At 65.1% G+C, this 18,625-nt stretch carries 14 protein-coding genes; 5 read left to right on the top strand and 9 right to left on the bottom strand.

The window, feature by feature from the left end:
• Positions 1-16: 16 nt before the first annotated feature.
• From IHE39_RS19720 to IHE39_RS19700, 5 genes are all read right to left on the bottom strand, one after another.
• A complete protein-coding gene (locus tag IHE39_RS19720) occupies positions 17-1,033 on the bottom strand; it encodes a LacI family DNA-binding transcriptional regulator (protein ID WP_192567674.1) in 1,017 nt (338 codons plus the stop codon).
• On the bottom strand, positions 1,030-2,019 hold the full coding sequence (locus tag IHE39_RS19715) for an ABC transporter permease (RefSeq protein WP_192567673.1): 990 nt from the start codon (positions 2,017-2,019) through the stop codon (positions 1,030-1,032). Before IHE39_RS19715 ends, IHE39_RS19720 begins: the two co-directional genes overlap by 4 nt.
• The gene (locus IHE39_RS19710; RefSeq protein ID WP_434781324.1) at positions 2,016-3,005 is read right to left on the bottom strand and encodes an ABC transporter permease; all 990 of its coding nucleotides are present in this window, start codon (positions 3,003-3,005) and stop codon (positions 2,016-2,018) included. Before IHE39_RS19710 ends, IHE39_RS19715 begins: the two co-directional genes overlap by 4 nt.
• Complete coding sequence (locus IHE39_RS19705; RefSeq protein ID WP_192567671.1) at positions 3,002-4,501, bottom strand: sugar ABC transporter ATP-binding protein; 1,500 nt, start codon at positions 4,499-4,501, stop codon at positions 3,002-3,004. Before IHE39_RS19705 ends, IHE39_RS19710 begins: the two co-directional genes overlap by 4 nt.
• Positions 4,502-4,583: 82 nt before the next feature.
• Positions 4,584-5,609 (bottom strand): ABC transporter substrate-binding protein, encoded by a 1,026-nt coding sequence (locus tag IHE39_RS19700; protein ID WP_192567670.1) that lies wholly within the window; start codon positions 5,607-5,609, stop codon positions 4,584-4,586.
• A gap of 543 nt (positions 5,610-6,152) precedes the next feature.
• On the opposite strand from IHE39_RS19700, the gene IHE39_RS19695 reads away from it, so the two are divergent.
• From IHE39_RS19695 to rpe, 3 genes are all read left to right on the top strand, one after another.
• The gene (locus tag IHE39_RS19695) at positions 6,153-8,048 is read left to right on the top strand and encodes a YncE family protein (protein WP_246485580.1); all 1,896 of its coding nucleotides are present in this window, start codon (positions 6,153-6,155) and stop codon (positions 8,046-8,048) included.
• Between the two features lie 11 nt (positions 8,049-8,059).
• Positions 8,060-11,335 (top strand): EB domain-containing protein, encoded by a 3,276-nt coding sequence (locus IHE39_RS19690; protein WP_192567668.1) that lies wholly within the window; start codon positions 8,060-8,062, stop codon positions 11,333-11,335.
• A gap of 170 nt (positions 11,336-11,505) precedes the next feature.
• Positions 11,506-12,180 (top strand): ribulose-phosphate 3-epimerase, encoded by a 675-nt coding sequence (gene rpe / locus IHE39_RS19685; RefSeq protein ID WP_192567667.1) that lies wholly within the window; start codon positions 11,506-11,508, stop codon positions 12,178-12,180.
• A 60-nt stretch (positions 12,181-12,240) separates the two neighbouring features.
• Here the strand turns inward: rpe and nagA are convergent, their stop codons facing one another.
• From nagA to IHE39_RS19665, 4 genes are read right to left on the bottom strand one after another with little or no spacing between them, the layout of a single operon-like run.
• Positions 12,241-13,398, bottom strand: a complete 1,158-nt coding sequence (gene nagA, locus IHE39_RS19680) for an N-acetylglucosamine-6-phosphate deacetylase (protein WP_192567666.1) — start codon at positions 13,396-13,398, stop codon at positions 12,241-12,243.
• On the bottom strand, positions 13,395-14,405 hold the full coding sequence (locus IHE39_RS19675) for an SIS domain-containing protein (protein ID WP_115729757.1): 1,011 nt from the start codon (positions 14,403-14,405) through the stop codon (positions 13,395-13,397). The genes nagA and IHE39_RS19675 overlap by 4 nt, the downstream gene beginning before the upstream one ends.
• A 14-nt stretch (positions 14,406-14,419) precedes the next feature.
• Positions 14,420-15,208, bottom strand: a complete 789-nt coding sequence (locus IHE39_RS19670; RefSeq protein ID WP_184770257.1) for a GntR family transcriptional regulator — start codon at positions 15,206-15,208, stop codon at positions 14,420-14,422.
• Entirely contained in the window at positions 15,201-16,082 is an 882-nt protein-coding gene (locus IHE39_RS19665; RefSeq protein ID WP_184770258.1) for a glucosamine kinase nucleotide-binding domain-containing protein, read from the bottom strand. The genes IHE39_RS19670 and IHE39_RS19665 overlap by 8 nt, the downstream gene beginning before the upstream one ends.
• A 197-nt stretch (positions 16,083-16,279) precedes the next feature.
• Between IHE39_RS19665 and IHE39_RS19660 the strand changes: the two genes are divergently transcribed.
• Both IHE39_RS19660 and IHE39_RS19655 read left to right on the top strand, forming a co-directional pair.
• Positions 16,280-17,194: an N-acetylmuramic acid 6-phosphate etherase gene (locus tag IHE39_RS19660; RefSeq protein WP_192567665.1), complete on the top strand. Its 915-nt coding sequence runs from the start codon at positions 16,280-16,282 to the stop codon at positions 17,192-17,194.
• A gap of 35 nt (positions 17,195-17,229) precedes the next feature.
• A complete protein-coding gene (locus tag IHE39_RS19655) occupies positions 17,230-18,489 on the top strand; it encodes an ABC transporter substrate-binding protein (protein ID WP_192567664.1) in 1,260 nt (419 codons plus the stop codon).
• Positions 18,490-18,625 lie beyond the last annotated feature (136 nt).

Here is an 18,625-nt window from a genome sequence, read left to right as displayed (position 1 = left end):
GTCCCCTAGACTGTAATCATTTCGGCGCAGGTGCTGTGGTGCCGCGAACCTTGAGCGTGGTCGGCAGCATCACCGGCTTGCGCGGCGTAAGTCCGCCCGACAGCAGGTCGAGCAGCATGGTCATGGCGGCGCGGCCGATGTCGGTGCGCGGCTGGCTGACGGTGGTCAGCGGCGGGTAGAAGGCCTCGCTGAGGAACAGGTCGTCGAAGCCGACGACCGAGACCTGGCCGGGCACGTCGAGGCCGAGCTTGCGCAATTCGTGGATCACGCCGAAGGCCATTTCGTCGTTGGCGACGAAGATTGCCGTCGGCGGGTCGGGCAGCTCGAACAGCGCCCGGCACAGGCGCTGGCCGGTGTGCAGCAGATAATCGCCGCGCTGCTCGTAGCCGTCGGCAATGGCGAGGCCCGCGGCCTGCATGGCCGAGCGGTAGCCATCGCGGCGGTCGACGCTCATGATTTCGGGCACCGGCCCGGAGACATGGGCGATCCTGACATGGCCGAGGCCGATCAGGTGCTCGACCGCGTTGCGCGCAGCGGCCTCGTTGTCGACCATCACATGCGGGAAGTCGGCGTTCTGGATCTCCTCCAGCGCGACAACGATCGGCGCGCCGCCCTCGACCGAGGCGAGGAAGCCCTCGCGCTCCGGCAGCTTGCCGGTCATCAGGATCATGCCGTCGGCATGGCCGTCGCGCAGCATGTCGAAATACTCGACTTCGCGATCGGAGTCGTTTTCGGTGTTGCCCATCAGCACCGAGTAGCCGGCGGCGCGGGCGGTGGCTTCGACGCCTTTCAGAATTTCGAGATAGAACGGGTTGCCAACGTCGCGGACGACCATCAGCACCGCCATCGCCTTTTGCGTGCGCAGGTTGCGGGCGCTGACATTGGGCCGGTAGTTCATCTCACGCGCCACCTCGCGGATGCGGCTCAGCGTCGGCTCGGCGACGAGGCCGCTGTCAGAGAGCGCGCGCGACACGGTGGCTGCGGAAACGCCCAGCCGCTCGGCGATGTCCTTGATCTTCGGTCGCTCGTTCATGCGCGCATCGCCCTGCCTCGGCCATAGAACAGCATCAGGATCAGCAATGTCGCGCCGAACACCATCTGCCGTCCGGATTCGTCGATATGCACCGTGGTCAGGATGCTCTGCAAAACGACCAGCAGCACCGCACCTGCCATGGTGCCGGTATAGCCGCCCTTGCCGCCCGACAAAGGCGTGCCGCCGAACACCACGGCGATGATCGAGGGCAGCATGTATTGTTCCCCGACATTGGCGAAGGATGAGCCGGAATAGCCGATCAGGCACATGCCGGCGACAGCGGCGAAGGCACCCGACAGCATGAACAGGGCGATGCGCGTTCGCTTGACCGGCACGCCTGCCATGAACGCCGCCTGCTCGTTTGAGCCGATGGCATAGATGCGATGGCCGAACACGGTGCGGCCCAGCATGAAGGCCAGCAGCAGCCCGATCGCCACCCACAGCCAGATAATGCCGGGCAGGCCGAGCAGGAAGGGCTGGGTGACGAACTGCGACAGCCCGGGTGCCGCCCGTCCCGAAGGGATGCCGTTGCGGATCACCACCAGCAGGCCCTGCAACACGCCGAGCATGCCGAGCGTCATCACCAGCGGCGGGATGCGCAGCAGCGTCACGCCGAGGCCGTTGAACAGGCCGATCACAGCACCGGCGGCAATGCAGCCGAGGATCGCGGGCAGGATACCGGCGTCAGCGCCGTTCATCAGGTTGCCGCCGATGATGGCGCTGAGCGAAACGACGCCGCCGACGGACAGGTCGATGCCTTCGCGGCCACCAAGGATGACCAGGTTCTGGCCGGCGGCGACGATGCCGAGAAGTGCTGCGACGATGAGCAGCCTGAGGATCTGCTGGCCCGAGGCGAAGCCCGGTGACAGCGCCTCGCCGAGCAGCAGCAGGGCGGCGATCAGGATCAGCGCCACCAGCAGTGGCTTCTTGAGGAAGGTCAACACCGGCGAGGGCGCCGCTGCCTGTGTTTGCGTGGTCGTGGTCATGCCCGTGCCCTCCGTCCCACAAGGATGCCGGCCATAAGCGCGACAAGGATGGCGAGGCCCTGGACCAGGTTCTGCCATTCGGACGGGGTACCGACGAAGAACACCAACGAGTTGATCAGACCGATGATCAGCGCCCCGACAATCGAGCCGACGACGGTGCCGAAGCCGCCCGACAGCGCGCTGCCGCCGAGCACCACCGCAGCCACCGAAAACAGGGTCATCTTGCCGCCGACAAGCGGGTCGCCGCTTGCCGTGTCACCGGTGATGCAGAAGGCGGCGAGGGCTGCGAACAATCCGCACAGCGCGTAGCCCTGGATGCGGATCTTCGTCACCGGCAGGCCGCTCTGAAAGGCCGCCTGCGCGTCGTCGCCAACGGCGAGCAGTTGCGTTGCAAGTCGCGTGCGGGCGAGCACGTAGATCACGATGGCGAGCAACACTGCCGCATAGAAGACGAACGGAATTTCGAAGAAGCGGCCGCCATAGGTGCGCCAGAAGGTGGCCGGCGCCGGTGTTCCGGCAACCGGCATGACATAGAGCGCCAGGCCGGTGAAGAAAATGCTGGTGGCGAAGGTCGCAACGATCGCCTGCAGTCGCAGTGCGGCGACGACGATGCCGTTGACGATGCCGCAGGCGAGGCCGACGAGCAGGCCCATTCCAAGTGCTGCCACCACCGAGAAGCCGGTGCCGCCCATCTTTTCCATCATCACGACGATGACGACATTGACCAGCGACACGATGGCGCCGACCGACAGGTCGATGTCGCCGGCATAGACGACGTAGGTCTGGGCGATGGCGAGCATGATCAGCGCCAGGTAGGTCTTCACCAGCCCGGTGATGCCGATGAAGCTGACACTGCGCGGTTGGTAGAGGCCGTTGAGGCCAAGCAGCACGAGCGCGATCAGCAGCGCAGGCAGGAATGGATAGCGCTCAATGAGGCGCTTCAGGCCGCCAGGCTTTGGGGTGGATAGGGTCGCGGTCGTCATCACGCGGCCTCGTAAGCTGCCTGGTAGAGATTGTAGCGCGTTCTGTCCGCGCCGGTGAGTTCGCGCCGCACCTGGCCGCCGTTGAAGACGAGGATGCGGTCGGCATTGTTGAGCAACTCGGCGTCTTCGGAGGAATAGAGCACGATGCCCATGCCCTCGGCGGCGAGCTTGCGGATCAGCGCAAACAGGTCTGCCTTCGCCGACAGGTCGATGCCCTTGGTCGGGTCGTCGAGCAACAGCACGTCGGGCCGGTCGATCAGCCAGCGCGCGATCACGATCTTCTGCTGGTTGCCGCCCGACAGCGAGTTGATCGGGTGGCCGAGCCCGGCGAACTTGGTGTGCAGCGCCTCGAGCGCCGGCTTGACCCGTTCTGCCAGGGCTGACGGACGCGCGAGGAAGAGCTTCTGCTTGAGATAGTGGATCGGCGTCACGTTCTCGAGGATCGGCCGGCCCGAGATGACGCCGTCGCGGCTGCGGTCGCCGGAGACATAGGCCAGGCCGCGCCGGATTGCTGCGCGCGGATCGGATGGCACGAAGGCCGAGCCGGACAATGCAAGGGCGCCGCCGCTGGAGGGGTTGGCGCCGAAGATGGCGCGCAGCACCGCTGACTGGCCCTGGCCATGCAGGCCGCCGAAGCCGAGGATCTCGCCCTTGGCGACTTCGAAGCCGACATTGGCAAAGCCCTTGCCGGAGAAGTTGGCGACGGTCAGCACCGCGCCATTGCGTGTCGCAGCCGTGGCAGGCGGCGCACTGGCACCGGGCGCAAGCTCGTCCTGCCCGCCGACCATCAACCGGATCACCGCGCCAGGGTTGGTGTCGGCGATGTTTTCGGTACCAACCGTCTCGCCATCGCGGATGACGGTGACGCGGTCGCCGATGGCGAAGATCTCGTCCATGCGGTGCGAGATGAAGATGATGCTGCGTCCTTCGGCCTTCAGGTCGCGCAGGATTTCGAAGAAGCGGTCGACCTGTGCTCGGTCGAGCGCCGAGGTCGGTTCGTCGAAGATGGTGATCGGCGCCTCGGTCGCCAGCGCCTTCATGATTTCGACCAGCTGGCGCTGGTCGGCACGCAGGTTCTCGACCACTGCTTCAGCCGCAAAGCCTTCGCCGGAAACGGTGTCGAACAGGGCGATGTAGCGCTGTGCCCGGTTCTCCAGCGCGGCGCGGTCGACGAAGATGCCGCCCGGCATGTCGGGCAGGCAGATGTTTTCAGCCACCGTGCGATGTCCGGCGAGGCTAAGCTCCTGGTAGAAGATGCCGATGCCGGATGCGCGTGCCGCATGCGGGCCGCTGATGGTGACCGGCTTGCCGTCGATGAGGATTTCGCCGTTGTCTGGGCGCACACTGCCGGCCAGCACCTTGCACAAGGTGCTCTTGCCCGAACCGTTCGAGCCGATCAGCACATGCACTTCGCCGGCTTCGACGGTGAGGTCGCCGCGGCGCAAGGCAAGGGTGGCGCCGTAAGCCTTGCTTACGCCGCGCATGATGAGTTTCGACATGGTGGTGGCTTCCCGGAGCTTCGTCGGTCGCGGGGACGCGGGCCTGCTGGGCAGGTGCCGCGTCCCCGTCTTGGGAGGAAGCTTACTTGAACAGCGCCTCGGCGTCAGCGATCGAAAGCTGGCTGGTGTACGAGTAGTAGCCAGGCTTGCCGTTGACGGCCTTGGCTGCGTCAGCGAGGTTCTTGCTGTCGATGAAGGGGATCGGCAGGTACATGGCGTTCTTGTACTGGCCAGCCGTTGCCGGCTCCTTCAGTTCCTTGCCCTGCAGCATCAGCACGGCAACGTTGAGTGCCGAAGCCATGACGCCGGGCGGGTTCACCGAGGCACCGGAGTTCAGCTTGTCCTTGGTCCAGATGTCGATGAAGTCCTTTCGGATCTCGCCGGTGGCGGCGATCGACGATTCCTTCTTGGCGTCGATGATCGACTTCCAGGCGCCCGCCGCCATGCCGTCCTGTACCCACACGCCGTTGATGTCGGGGTAAGTGGCGAGCAGGTTCTGCATCGCCTGCTGGCCCTGGGCCTGATCCCAGTTGGCATTCACTTCGTTGACGATCTTGATGTCGGGATACTGGCCGAACACTTCCTTGTAGCCGGCGACGCGCATCTCGTTGGCCGGGTGGCCGGCGACGCCGTTGATGGCAACGACATTGCCCTTGCCGCCGAGCGTTTCGGCGAGCCACTTGGCGCCTGCCGCACCCCATGCCTTCTGGTCGATGCCGACATAGGTGGCGTCAGGCGACGACACTTCGGCGTCGGTCGAGATCACCAGGATGCCGGCTTCCTTGGCCTGGGCGAAGACCGGATCGAACGCCGTCGGGCTGTTCGGGTTGATGATGATGGCGTTGACGCCCTCGCTGATGAAGTTGCGGACATGCGCGATCTGGCCGGGCACGTCGACATTGGCGCTCTGCACCACGACCTCGACATTGACGCCCTTTTCCTTCCAGGCGGCTGCCGCTGCCTGGGCCTCTTCGATCATTTGCGTGCGCCATTCCGAGCCGACCCAGCCATTGGACAGGCCGATCTTGTAGTCGGCCGCCTGGGTCGAGAACGCGGACACGGCCAGCGCCGCGACGGTGGTGAGCGCCAGTACTGAAAATTTCCTCATGAACTCCTCCCGATGCACAGAAAAACTACTGCAGGGGATCATAAGCCGAAAATGTAATCGATTTCAATTGGCATTTTCACGGGATTTTCGACACCACGGCGCGTTTCGGGGTGCGGCCGCCGAGATGCCCGCCGTGGTGAACCTTTCCCCGTGTCGGAGCGACCAACGTCCAGGCCCCGCATAGCGCGGTGTCAGCAAAGGAAAAACCCAATGACCACAAACACCAGGTGTTGCGGGTCACCGCGAGCACCCGGAGCACGGCGCGACCACCGCCTCAGAGAGAGGGTGGGCGCGTTGGGCTTCGGGCTTGTTGCATTGACCCTGGGTAAGCCCCGGCGTATCGTCGCGCCGAGGGACAATAGCAGGAATGCAAGGGAGGAAAGTGCCGGGTATCAGCGCTTTGCTCTTGCTTGCGCTCCAGCACCTTCTTCCACACAACTCGGGAGAGGTGTCATGCCGTGCTTTCGTGGTGGTTCCGGTGCGCTCGCGCAACCAGCCGAACCGTCAGGCGCCCGCCTGAGAGCACTCGCGCTCAACGCCGGCATGATGGCACTGGCGCTTGCCGCAAGTCCCTGGCTCGCACCGCCGGCACAAGCCCAGGAAACCCAGATCATCAATCCCGGATCGATGGCGGTCACCGGCTTTTCCGGCACCATCATCCCCGGCATAGACGAGGGCCTGGTGCCCTGGGTCGATCCGGTCGACGAAACCTTCATCGACACCGAGCGCGCAACTTTGCGCGTTTTTGACGTTTCGGCCCTCGGTGGTCCGCCGACCGGCCAGCTCGTCAACACGCCGTTGCCCTTCGAGGTCCTGGCCAGCCAGATCGGCCAGGTCTTCGCGCTGACCTATGACGACGGCGTCCGCGACGGTACGCCCTCTGATGTGCCCGATCTCTACGCGGGCGCGACCTCGCTGCACGGCATCCGCATCGTCACGCCTGATGCCGACGACGATGGACGTCCCGAGCGTGAGCGTCGCGGCAAGGCCGGCGCCACCTTCATGGCCGGCCAGTTCGGCGAGGAAAATGGCGGCGGTCCCGGCACGATCTGGCGGATCGACGGCATCTCCGGTGCCGTCAGCAAGTTCGCCGACATCGACACCAACAGTGGTCCCGGCATTGGCGACGTCGCCTTCGACAAGGCGCATCGCCAGTTCTTCGCCTCCGATCTCGACACCGGCCTGATCCATCGCATCGACGCCACGGGCGCTTTGATCGACACCTTCGATCACGGTGTCACAGGGCGGCCGGTGCGCGGCTTGGCGCCAACTGCCGACGACGGCGCTGTCATGGACATCGCCGGTGCCGCCTTCGACAGCGACGACCCTGGCACCTGGGGCTACACTCAGGACGAACGCCGTGTCTGGGGCACAGCCTTCCACGGCGGCCGCGTCTACTACGCGGTCGGCGACAAGGCCGAGATCTGGTCGGTCGGCATCGCTCGTGACGGCAAATTCGCCGGCGACCCGCGCTGGGAGCTGACGGTCGAGGCCGACAAGGACCTGCCGGTCACCGATATTGCCTTCGACAACAAGGGCTTCATGTATCTGGCCCAGCGCGGAGAGATCGAGAACCGCTACGACTACAGCCAGTTTGCCGATACAGGCGATGGCGAGGTCATCCGCTACTGGCGCGAAAGTCCCGATGATCCGGCGACGGAAAGCATCTGGGTGCCGGTGCCGCAGGAATATGCCGTCGGCTTCCCCGAAGCCAATCGCCAGTCGGCTGGTGGCATCGACCTGCAATATGGCTATGACGCACAGGGCTTCATCAACCCCAATGCCTGCACCGACACCATCGTCAAGACAGGCGACAAGCTGAGGGACAACCCGGCGCTGGCCGAGCAGCTTGCCGCGGGTGGCCCGCTCGCCGTCCATGGGGTGCAGATCACCTCGACCTCGCTGGTCAAGCCGGCGAACGTTCCGCCTTTCGGCTCGTGGTTCGTCGACTTCGACAGCTTTTATGAAGACCCTGAGGTCGAGGGCCATGTCGGCGACGTCGAGATCTGGCGTCCTTGCGAAGGCCGCGCCGGCTATTACGAGCAGATCCCCTATCCGGGCGACTATCCGACGCCGCTGTGGCCGCCGGATTTCCCGCCGCCCGGCAACATTCCGCCCTGCCTCGACATCGAGGCGGTCGAGTACTTCTGCACCCCGGCCGGGCTCGAGGCCGATCTCTATGTCCGTGACGTTGCAGGCATTGGCGGCGATTCCGTCAAGGCCGATTCCAGGACGCCGGGCGTTGGCATTTCACCGCTTCAGCAGAGCAAGCCGGCGGGTGCGCCGTTCACCATCGGGGTGACCGGCCACTTCCCCGGCGACACCGTCAATGTCGGCCTGTGTTTCTACAAGCAGTCCGACGCCGACAAGGGCGGCTACTACCCGTGCTGCAAAGTAGTGGTGCCGCTTGCCACGCCCCAAGTCAGCTGCGAACCGTGAGGGAGGGAGAGATGAACATCCACGCTTCCGCCCCGCTCGCCACGCAGAGCAACCCAACCGTCATGGAGACGATCATGAAACCCCTGTCATTCGCCAGGCGCGGCGCGCGCTGGCTGATGGCGGCAGGGATCGCGCTCGCCGCCATGCCCCTGTCGCCGGCAACAGCCCAGCCGTTGCCCGAGGTCGTGCCTGAACTGAGGCTCGACCGCGTCATCCCGCATCCCGGCCATGACGACGTCGTGCCGTTCTTCACCAAGAAGGGTGCCCAGCGCAATTGCGACTATGTCGTCTACAACCTGCGCTTCGGTGCCCGCGGCAATCCGGAGAAGTTCTTCGATCCGGCCTTCGCCAACGGCCTCAAGACGTTGCGGATGGATTTCCGCGACCAGGTCGCCGCAGGCCTGACGATCGTCAATGTCCAGGCATCCGGCGATGGCACTGATGCCGTCGGCGGTCCGCTGCCGGCAGCCGCCATCGGTACCACGGCGAACCCCAACGACACCGCTGGCATTTCCGACTTCCGACTGTCGGCGACCGATCTCGACGGTGCTGGCGCACCCAACGAGCGCTACATCGACATCCGCATCACCGCCCTCATCGACCACGCTGCCTTCCCGGCACCCGCGGTCGTCGACAACCAGGGCTTCGTCAAGTTGTCGGCAGGTCCCGGCTCGCTCGAGATTCCCTCGCACGATCCGTCCAAGCCTGACGACGGCGATTTCCGCACCGGCGAAAAGACCCAGATCCGCATCGACGTGACCGACTGCGAGCCGCCTCCGCCACCACCTCCGGGCAGCGAGCCGTGCTTCAAAGTCGAACGTGGCGATGTCGACTGCGTGCCCGGCGGCGGCGCCTACATCTACAACATGCCCGTCGGGCCCGAGATGGCCGGCCGCTGGGTGCAGCTTCGCACCACCACGCCCGGCATCACCATCGATCCGCCGCTGCAACTCGTTCCGCCCGGCGGCGGCGTGCTGCACTGGGAGATCGAGGGCGCGGGCCCCGGCGACGTCGTCCATCTGATCGTCACCGGCATCGAGACCTATGCCGGACCGGAAGAGGGCGTCGGCCTGTGCTGCACCCAGACGGTCGACATCGTCATTCCGCCCGACCTCAGGTGCCCGCCCGACAAGGAACCGGACATCAAGGTGGAGAAGCGTGCCGACGTCGCCCGTTGCACGCTGGAAGGCGGTTGCAACTTCACCATCCGCGTCAGCAATGTCGGCGACGGCCCCTATAACGGCAAGATCGTGCTCGACGAGGTGACCTTGCCCGGCAACGCAACGATAGATTCCGGGCCCAACGCGCCCTGGACCTGTCTGCCGGCAACCAGCCCTATGAGCTGCGAGCATCCTGCCACCACGCTCAATCCCGGCGAGTTTGTCGATCTCAAGATCGGCTTCAAGCCCGGACCCGGCTGGGAGGCACGCTTCATCCGCAACTGCGCCGAGTACGACTACACGGCGAGCGAAAAGCCCGAGGTGTTCGGCCGTACCGACAACGACAAGGCGTGCGCCACCATTCCGATCTGCAAGCGCGGCGATCCCGATTGCCGTCCGCCGGTGGAAAAGAAGGTCGACCTGCGCATCACCAAGGACCCGCGTTCGGCTTCCTGCAGCGCCGTTGGCGTCTGCAGCTTCCTGATCCGGGTCTACAACAACGGCACGCAAAACTATGTCGGCCCGCTGACCGTCATCGACGACTATCCCACGGGAGCGCCGTCGTCCTCGACTTTCGGCCCGAGCCCGCCCTGGGCTTGCGGTCCGGCCGGTCCCGGTCAGTTCCGCTGCGACCATCCTGGAGTAGCACTGGTGCCGGGTGCGTCGGTGCCGCTTTCCGTCGTTGCCATCGTGCCGGCGGACTACCAGTCCGACATGATCCGCAACTGCGGCGAGGTCCGGGCGATCCCCGGCGAGACGGTGCTGGCCAATAACAAGGCCTGCGCCACGATGCGCATCCCGCACCCGGGACGGCCACGCCTGACGGTTGCCAAGACTGGCGACCGCCAGTGCGAGACCGGCCAGCCCTGCACGTTCGAGATCACCATCACCAACAGTGGCACCGGCCCGTTCAATGGCTCGGTCCGTATCGGCGATGCGATCGGCGTGGATGGCCTCGGCCGGCTGGATGGCGTTGCGATCAGCTCGATCGAGCCGCCCTTCGGCTGTTCGCCTGAACCGGCGACTCTGCCGCTGTCCTGCGTCACCAACATCAGCCTTGGCGCTGGCGAAAGCCGCGTCCACAGGGTGACGGTGGTGATCCCTAACGACGGCCGTCTCGCCAATCTTCCCCGGCCGGTGCCGGCCCAGAACTGCGTTGCCGTGCTTCCGCCGGACACGCCGGTTCGCGGGCTCGATCTGGCTGGCGCTACTGCGGTTCCGGGTGGTGTTGGCGGCAGCCCCTATGCCTGCCACCGCTTCCTGATCGACCATGAGGAAAAGCAGCAGTGTTCGGAAGGCTTCGTGCTCAACCAGGCAGGCCGCTGCGTCTGCCCCGAGGGTACGACGTTCCGCAACGGCCAGTGCGTCCAGGGTGGTGGCACGGTGACGCCGGTTCCGCCGGTTGTGCGCCAGTGCGTGCTCTTGCCTGGGCAGATCCGCACCAATGACGGGCGCTGCATCTGCCCGCGCGGCACGGACCTTAAGAACGGCAAGTGCGTGCGTCCGGAACAACCTCCTGAACGCCAGTGCAAGCTGCTGCCTGGTCAGATCCGCACGCAGGACGGAAGCTGCATCTGCCCGCGTGGCACCGAGCTGAGGAACGGTCGCTGCGTCAAGGATCAGCCCCCGGTGCGCCAATGCACGCTGCTGCCCGGCCAGATCCGGACGCAGGATGGCCGTTGCATCTGCCCGCGCGGCACCGAGTTGAGGAACGGTCGCTGCGTCAAGGATCAGCCTCCGGTGCGCCAGTGCACGCTGCTGCCCGGCCAGATCCGGACGCAGGATGGCCGTTGCATCTGCCCGCGTGGCACCCAGTTGATCAGGGGCGCATGCCGCAAGGCGCCGACGACGCAGTGCCCCGAAGGCACGTCGCTGGTGCGTGGCCGCTGCGTGCCTGACCGGCAGGACACCGTCTGCCGCCGTGGCGAGGTGCTGATCAACGGCCAGTGCATGACCATCGAGCGTGAGTGCCCGCGCGGCACGGTCGGCCAGTATCCGAACTGCCGCCCGCGCCAGCGTCCGACGCTCGAGATCATGCCGATCAACCCGGATGTGTTGCGTGGGCTGATCCCGCAGAGGCAACAGCAGCCGCAGCGCCCGAGCAACAACAACATCATTCCGCAGTGATCGGCTTGCTGTGATCGATGCCAACGCAATGGAACCCCGCCGGCTTGCCGGCGGGGTTCCGCTTTTTCAGGATTTTGCGGCGATATGGCGGGATTCTCGGCTCGACAAGCCGTGCGCCGGAGATTAGGCAGTCGGGAAAACCGCCTCTGCCCCTTTCGAAAGGCCTGAACGTGAGCAACAAGACCCTGATCGCGCCCTCGGTGCTGTCGTCCGACTTCTCCAGGCTCGGCGAAGAGGTCGAGGCCATCGTCGCCGCTGGCGCCGACTGGATTCACCTCGATGTCATGGACGGCCATTTCGTCCCCAACATTACCTTCGGCCCGCCGGTCATCAAGGCGATCCGCGACCGCACCGACAAGGTATTCGACTGCCATCTGATGATTGCGCCGACCGATCCGTATCTGGCGGCCTTTGCCGATGCCGGCTGCGACATCATCACGGTTCACGCCGAGGCCGGCCCGCATCTCGACCGCTCGCTGCAGACGATCCGCAATCTCGGCAAGAAGGCCGGCGTGTCGCTCAACCCGTCGACGCCGGAATCGGTAATTGAATATGTGCTCGACCGCCTCGATCTGGTGCTGTTGATGACGGTCAATCCGGGCTTCGGCGGCCAGGCTTTCATCCCGGCGGTCATCGACAAGGTCAAGCGCGTCAAGGCGATGATCGGCAACCGTCCGATCGACATCGAGATCGACGGCGGCGTCACGCCCGAAACCGCGCCGCTGGTCACCGCCGCCGGTGCCAATGTGCTGGTCGCCGGCAACGCTGTGTTCAAGGGCGGGCCTGCGGCTTATGCCGCGAACATCGAGGCGATCCGGGCTGCGGCGGACAAGGCGGCGATCTGACCTGGAGGCTGAATGGGCAAAGCCCCCTCGGGGGCTACTGACCGTGCCCGGCCGAGGCGCTTAGGCGCCAAATACCCTCTTGCCATCGATCCAGGTGCCCGACACGTCGAGCTCCTCGGTCAGCTGCACGGCGTTCGCCTGATAGCCCTTGGCCAGGCGGCCGAGGCGCTTTTCCTGGCCGACGGCTTCCGCCGGATAGAGCGAGGCCATGCGGATCGCCTCGCCGAACTCGTAGCCGATCGTCTGGTGCATGAAGCGGATTGCCGAGATCATGTCGAGGTCGGCGCCGGCCAGCGTGCCGTTCTCCAGCGTCAGCCGTCCGTTCTCACGCTTGATGGTGCGGCCGTTGAGCTCGAACGACTTGAGGTCGGTGCCGATGGTTGCCATGGCGTCGGTGACGAGGAAGATGCGGGCAGGGCCGTTCTTGGCCTTGAGTGCGATCTTCATCGTTGCCGGGTCGACATGGATGCCGTCGGCGATCAGGCCAGCCGAGAAGCTTGATATCTCGACGGCGGCGCCGGCGAGACCCGGCTCGCGGTTGCCGATCTGGCTCATGGCGTTGAACAGGTGTGTCGCCATCGAAGCGCCCGCCTCGCCATATTCCTTGGCCGTGCGGTAGCTGGTATCGGTGTGGCCGAGGCTGACGACGATGCCGGCATCGGCCAGCGCCTTGACCTGCTCAGCCTTGACCGATTCCGGCGCGACGGTGGTGAGCAGCACGGGCATCGACGGACGCGCGGCGATCAAAGCTGCCTCGTCGTCGGCATCCATCGGGCGGATCAGCTGGGGATCGTGCGCACCCTTCCGGCTGAGCGACAGATGCGGACCTTCAAGATGCAGGCCGAGGAAGCCCGGCATCTTGCGCCTGGCCGCTTCGACGCCGGCCGCAATTGTCGATCGGGTGATCTCGCGTGTGTCGGTGATCAGCGTCGGCAGCACCGCCGTCGTGCCGAAGGGCATCTGCGCCTTGCAGATGACTTCGAGCGTGTCGACGTCCGGCTTGTCGTTGAGCATCAACCCGCCGCCGCCATTGACCTGCAGGTCGATGAAGCCGGGGACGAGCATGGCGCCGGCCTCCGTCACCGTCACGCCAGCGGGAATGTCACGGCGCGCGACGATGCCCTCGACCAGCCCGTCCACTACAAGCAGCGCGGCATCCTGGTGCCAGGCGTCACCGTCGAAGATGCGCCCGGCAGCAATGGCAAGACGTTCGCTCATATCGTTTCGGTCACTTTCCGAAGGTTGGGCGGGGCGTCGGGGTTGAGGCCGCGGTGGCGGGCGAAGGCCTCGACGAAGCCGTAGAACGAGGCGATTAGCATCAGCGGATCGGTCAGCGGGTGGCCGGTGGCGACATGCTCCAGCACCTTGGCCTTCTTTGCCAGCGACGAGGTGATGTGGATCGCAGCACCGCGATCGGCGAGGCCGTCGGCGGCGTCCGCAATCGACGGCTCCGAGGCGTCGCGGGCAGCCAGCGCCAGCACCGGGAAGCCGGGGCGCACCAGCGCCAGCGGGCCGTGCATCACTTCAGCCGCGCTGTAGGACTCGGCGTGCATGGCGCAGGTTTCCTTGAACTTCAGCGCCGCCTCGTTGGCGATGGCAAAGGACGGGCCGCGGCCGAGGATGAACAGCGAATTGCCTTCGGTCAGTTCGCCGGCAATGCCCATCCAGTCGCAGTCGACAGCCTTGGCAAAATGCTCGGGCAGGGCATCGAGAGCTGCGAGCAGCTTGTCGTCGCCGGTCCAGTGGGCGAGCACGGCAAGGCCGGCGACCGCCGAATTGACGAAGGTCTTGGTCGCCGCGACGCTCTTTTCGACGCCGGCGCGGATGTCGATGGCGTGGTCGGACGCCTCGGCCAGCGGCGAGCCGGCGGTGTTGGTGAGCGCAATCGTCAGCGCGCCACCGGCGCGGGCACCCTCGGCCATGGCGACGATGTCGGGGCTCTTGCCCGACTGCGAGATGGCGAGGCAGGCGGAATCGGCAAGCTTCAGACGTGCGCCGTAGATCGACGAGATCGACGGGCCGATGGAGGCCACGGGCAGGCCGGCATTGAGCTCGATGGCATATTTGAGGAAGGACGCGGCGTGGTCGGAGGAACCGCGAGCGACCGTCGTGACGAAGCGGGGCTGGGCGCGCTTCAGGTGCAGGCCGGTCTCGGCCAGTTCCTTGGCCGATCCTTCGAGCAGGCGGGCTGTCGCTTCGGGGATTTCGGCGATTTCGCGCCGCATATGGGTAGTCGCGTTCAAGTACCTTCTCCTTCTTGCCCATCCGGGCCGGGCAATCTCAGTTCCGCGACGAAGTCGTAGGCGTCGCCGCGATAGATCGACTTGGTGAACTCGATCACCTTGCCGCTGGCAAGGTATGAAATGCGCTCGATCTGCAGGCAGGCCGAGCCCATGGGCACGGCCAGGAGCTGTGCCTCGGCCTCGCCGAGATTGACGGCGGAGATGCGCTGCACGGCCCGGACCGGGCGATGGCCGGTCTTGCCAAGAGCCATATAGAGCGAAGATGTCACTTCGTGAGGGTCTGGCAGCACCGAAGCCGAAATTGTTGCGCGCTCGATGGCAAGCGGCGTCTCGTCGGCAATTCGCAGGCGGCTGAGCCTGGACACCAGCTCGCTGGCGGAAAGGCCCAGCACCATCATCTCGTCAGGCGAGGCGGTGTAGATGCCGCGGTCGAGCCACTGCGAACGCGCGGCCATGCCGCGCCGTGCCATGTCTTCGGTGAACGAGGTCAGCCGCGACAGCGACTGTTCGACGCGTTCCATGCGCGGGGCAACGAAGGTGCCGGAGCCGTGGCGCTGCACCAGCACGCCCGACTTGACCAGGTCCTGTACCGCCTTGCGCACTGTGACACGCGAAATGTCGGCCTCTGCGGCGATGTCGCGCTCCGAAGGCAGGGCGTCGCCGGGGCCGATCAGGCCGCGCTTGACCGCTTCTTCGATGTTCTTCTTGAGCTGGAGATAGAGCGGCGCACCAGACTGGCTGACGTCGCGCAGGGCGGCGAAAATGCGTTCGGCGGCATCATCCATGGCCGCCTCCCGCCTTGGCGTATTTCTTCACCGCCATCTGCACCGCTCCGCCCAGCGCGTCCTGCAGTGGCGGGTGCATGATCGCGCGGTAGCGTTTCGACAGCAGCGGCGCATAGAGGCCAGCGAGCCCGCCGAGAAGGCAGAGCCGCTCGCTCGGCGTGAGATCGAAGACGGCAAGCGTTTCCTCGACATCGGCGACGGCGCGGTCGACGAGCTTCTGCCCGACCGCGTCGCCCTTCGCTGCGTGCTCGAACACCATCGGCGCGAACTGGCCGTAGTCTCCGGGCTTGGCGTTGGTAGTGAACTCGACGATGTCGCTGGGGTTGCCGTTGAAACGCTCCAGCATGATGTCGGTCAGCGCCGAGCCGGCATGGATCCTGTCGTAGACCAGCAGGGTCTCCTGCAAGAGGTCGCGGCCGATGCGCGCGCCGCTGCCGAGGTCGCCGATCTGGAAGCCCCAGCCGCCGAGCGGCTGGAACTGGCCGGCCCTGCGGCCGAGATAGACGGTTCCGGTGCCGAGCGCTGCGATGGCGCCATCATGGTCGCCAAGCGCGCCTTCCAGCGAGATCAGCGAGTCGTTTTCGACGGAACTGTTTCGAAACGGCAGCATGTCTTCGAGCCGCTGCTTGTAGTCACCGACATTGGCGCCCGCGAGCCCGAGGACGGCATCGACAGTGGCGATCGATGCCGGGTCCTGGCCGGCATCCACCAATGCCTGGCGGGCGGCCTCGACGATGTTGTGGCACGCACCGGCAAGGTCGGTGCGGATATTGGCCGGCCCGCCACGCCCGCGGCCGAGAATGTCGCCACTTGCATTGGCCAGAGCGGCCCGGCAGCCAGTGCCGCCACCATCTATCCCGAGCACAAGATCCACGGTGTTTTCTCCTCAAGCGTGATAATACCAATAAAATACCAATAGCCAAGTGTTAAATTCCGGATGGCGGAACCAGATGTTCATTTGGTTGAATTTTATAGAGTTTTTGAATTGCCTTGCGCTGCAGCAAAGGAATTTGTTAACGGCGCTGGACAAGTGGTATTTTTTTGGTATTGTCGATGAAAGGGAGAGACAGAATGGCGCCAAGGCGTACAGAAGCGGTGCACAAGGATGCTGGGGGCATTGATGCCCAGGCGCCCGATTCCGTTCTTCGCCTGCTTGCCGATGCGCAGATCGAAGCTGCGCGTGCTGTCCACTCAGCCATCCCCGCCATTGCCCAAGCTGCCGAAAAGGTTGCGGCCTGCCTCGCTGGCGGCGGCCGCCTGGTTTATGCCGCAGCTGGTAGTTCAGGCTTGATGGCGCTGGCCGATGCGCTGGAGCTTCCCGGTACCTTCGGCATCCCGCGCGAGCGTGTGTTCATCCTTCTTGCCGGCGGCCGCGAGGCGCTGGTCAATCTCGCCGGCGGTCCCGAGGACGATGCCGGCCAGGCAGCCAGTGATGTCGCCGCGACCGGCCTTGAGGCGGGCGATTGCCTTGTCGCCAACTCGGCCAGCGGCTCGACGCCTTATGCAATGAGCGCGCTCGAAGAAGCGCGCCGCCGCGGTGCCGCGACCATCGCTTTTGCCAATAACTCGGGCGCGCCGATGTTCGACCTCGCCGATGTTTCGGTGCTGCTGGCAACGCCGCCGGAAGTCGTCGCCGGCTCGACCCGCATGGGTGCCGGCACGGCGCAGAAGATCGCACTCAACATGATGTCGACGCTGGCCGCCATTCATCTCGGCCATGTCCATGACGGTTACATGGTCAATCTGCACGCCGACAACATCAAGCTGCACGAGCGTGCCGCGCGCATCGTTTCGGCGATTTCAGGCTGCGACACCGCGACTGCCGAAGCCCTGCTCGAAAAGAGCGGCGGTTCGGTCAAGCTCGCCATCCTTTTGGCCTCCGGCGCATCGAGCCCGGAAGCGGCAAACCAACTTCTTGAAGGTGCGGACCAACGGCTCAGGCCCGCACTTTCGAAGCTCGAGGGGAGCAGAGGCTCTCATCAGTAGAGGCCCGAGAGAAAGTACAAACAGGGAGAATGGAAATGACGAACAGGTTGCTTACTGGACTTCTGATGGCGTCCAGCATTCTCGGCACAGCCGGGATCGCGCTCGCCCAGGACAAGACGCTGACGATCGAAAGCTGGCGCAATGACGATCTCGCCATCTGGCAGGAAAAGCTGATCCCGGCCTTCGAGAAGGCCAATCCGGGTATCAAGGTCACCTTCTCGCCGTCGGCTCCGACCGAGTACAACGCCGCCCTCAACGCCAAGCTCGACGCTGGCTCTGCTGGTGACCTGATCACCTGCCGTCCGTTCGACGCCTCGCTCGAACTGTTCAAGAAGGGTCACCTCGCCGACCTGACCGGCCTTGCCGGCATGGAGAACTTCTCCGACGTCGCCAAGTCCGCCTGGCAGACCGACGACGGCAAGGCCAGCTTCTGCGTGCCGATGGCCTCCGTCATCCACGGCTTCATCTACAACAAGGATGCCTTCGAGAAGCTCGGCATCGCCGTGCCGGCGACCGAGGAAGAGTTCTTCGCAGCGCTTGAAAAGATCAAGGCCGACGGCACCTTCATCCCGATGGCGATGGGCACCAAGGATCTCTGGGAAGCCGCGACCATGGGCTACCAGAACATCGGCCCGAACTACTGGAAAGGCGAAGAAGGCCGTCTGGCGCTGATCAAGGGCGAACAGAAGCTGACCGACGCCGACTGGGTTGCACCTTATGCGACGCTGGCCAAGTGGAAGCCTTATCTCGGCGATGGTTTCGAAGCCCAGACCTATCCGGACAGCCAGAACCTCTTCACGCTCGGCCGCGCCGCCATCTATCCGGCCGGTTCGTGGGAGATTTCGACCTTCAACACCCAGGCTCAGTTCAAGATGGGTGCCTTCGCGCCGCCGGTCCAGAAGGCTGGCGACACCTGCTACATCTCCGACCACAACGACATCGGCATTGGCCTCAACCCCAAGAGCGCGAACGCCGATGCCGCCAAGACCTTCCTGACCTGGGTGGCCTCGCCTGAATTCGCGACCATCTATGCCAACGCGCTGCCGGGCTTCTTCAGCCTCAACTCGGCTGCTGTGAAGATGGAAGATCCGCTGGCCCAGGAATTCGTCTCCTGGCGCGATAAGTGCAAGCCGACGATCCGCTCGACCTATCAGGTCCTGTCGCGCGGTACGCCGAACCTCGAAAACGAGACCTGGGTCAAGTCGGCCAATGTCATCAACGGCACCGAGACCCCGGAAGCTGCTTCTGCCGAACTGCAGAAGGGCCTCGACAGCTGGTACAAGCCGGCTAAGTAAGATGCGGCGGGCTTGATGCTCGCTTTGGAGAGCGCCGCATAAGCGGCGCTCTCCATCCCCTCGGCGAATTCGAACCTCGCGGAATCGGCAAGAGGGGTTGAACGCTGGCGCACAAAGATGCGCTACTGCTTCCCAG

It is taken from the genome of Aminobacter carboxidus (assembly GCF_014863355.1).
In the GTDB taxonomy this organism is placed as follows: Bacteria; Pseudomonadota; Alphaproteobacteria; order Rhizobiales; family Rhizobiaceae; genus Aminobacter; species Aminobacter carboxidus.
This window is presented reverse-complemented; position numbering and strand designations above follow the sequence as displayed.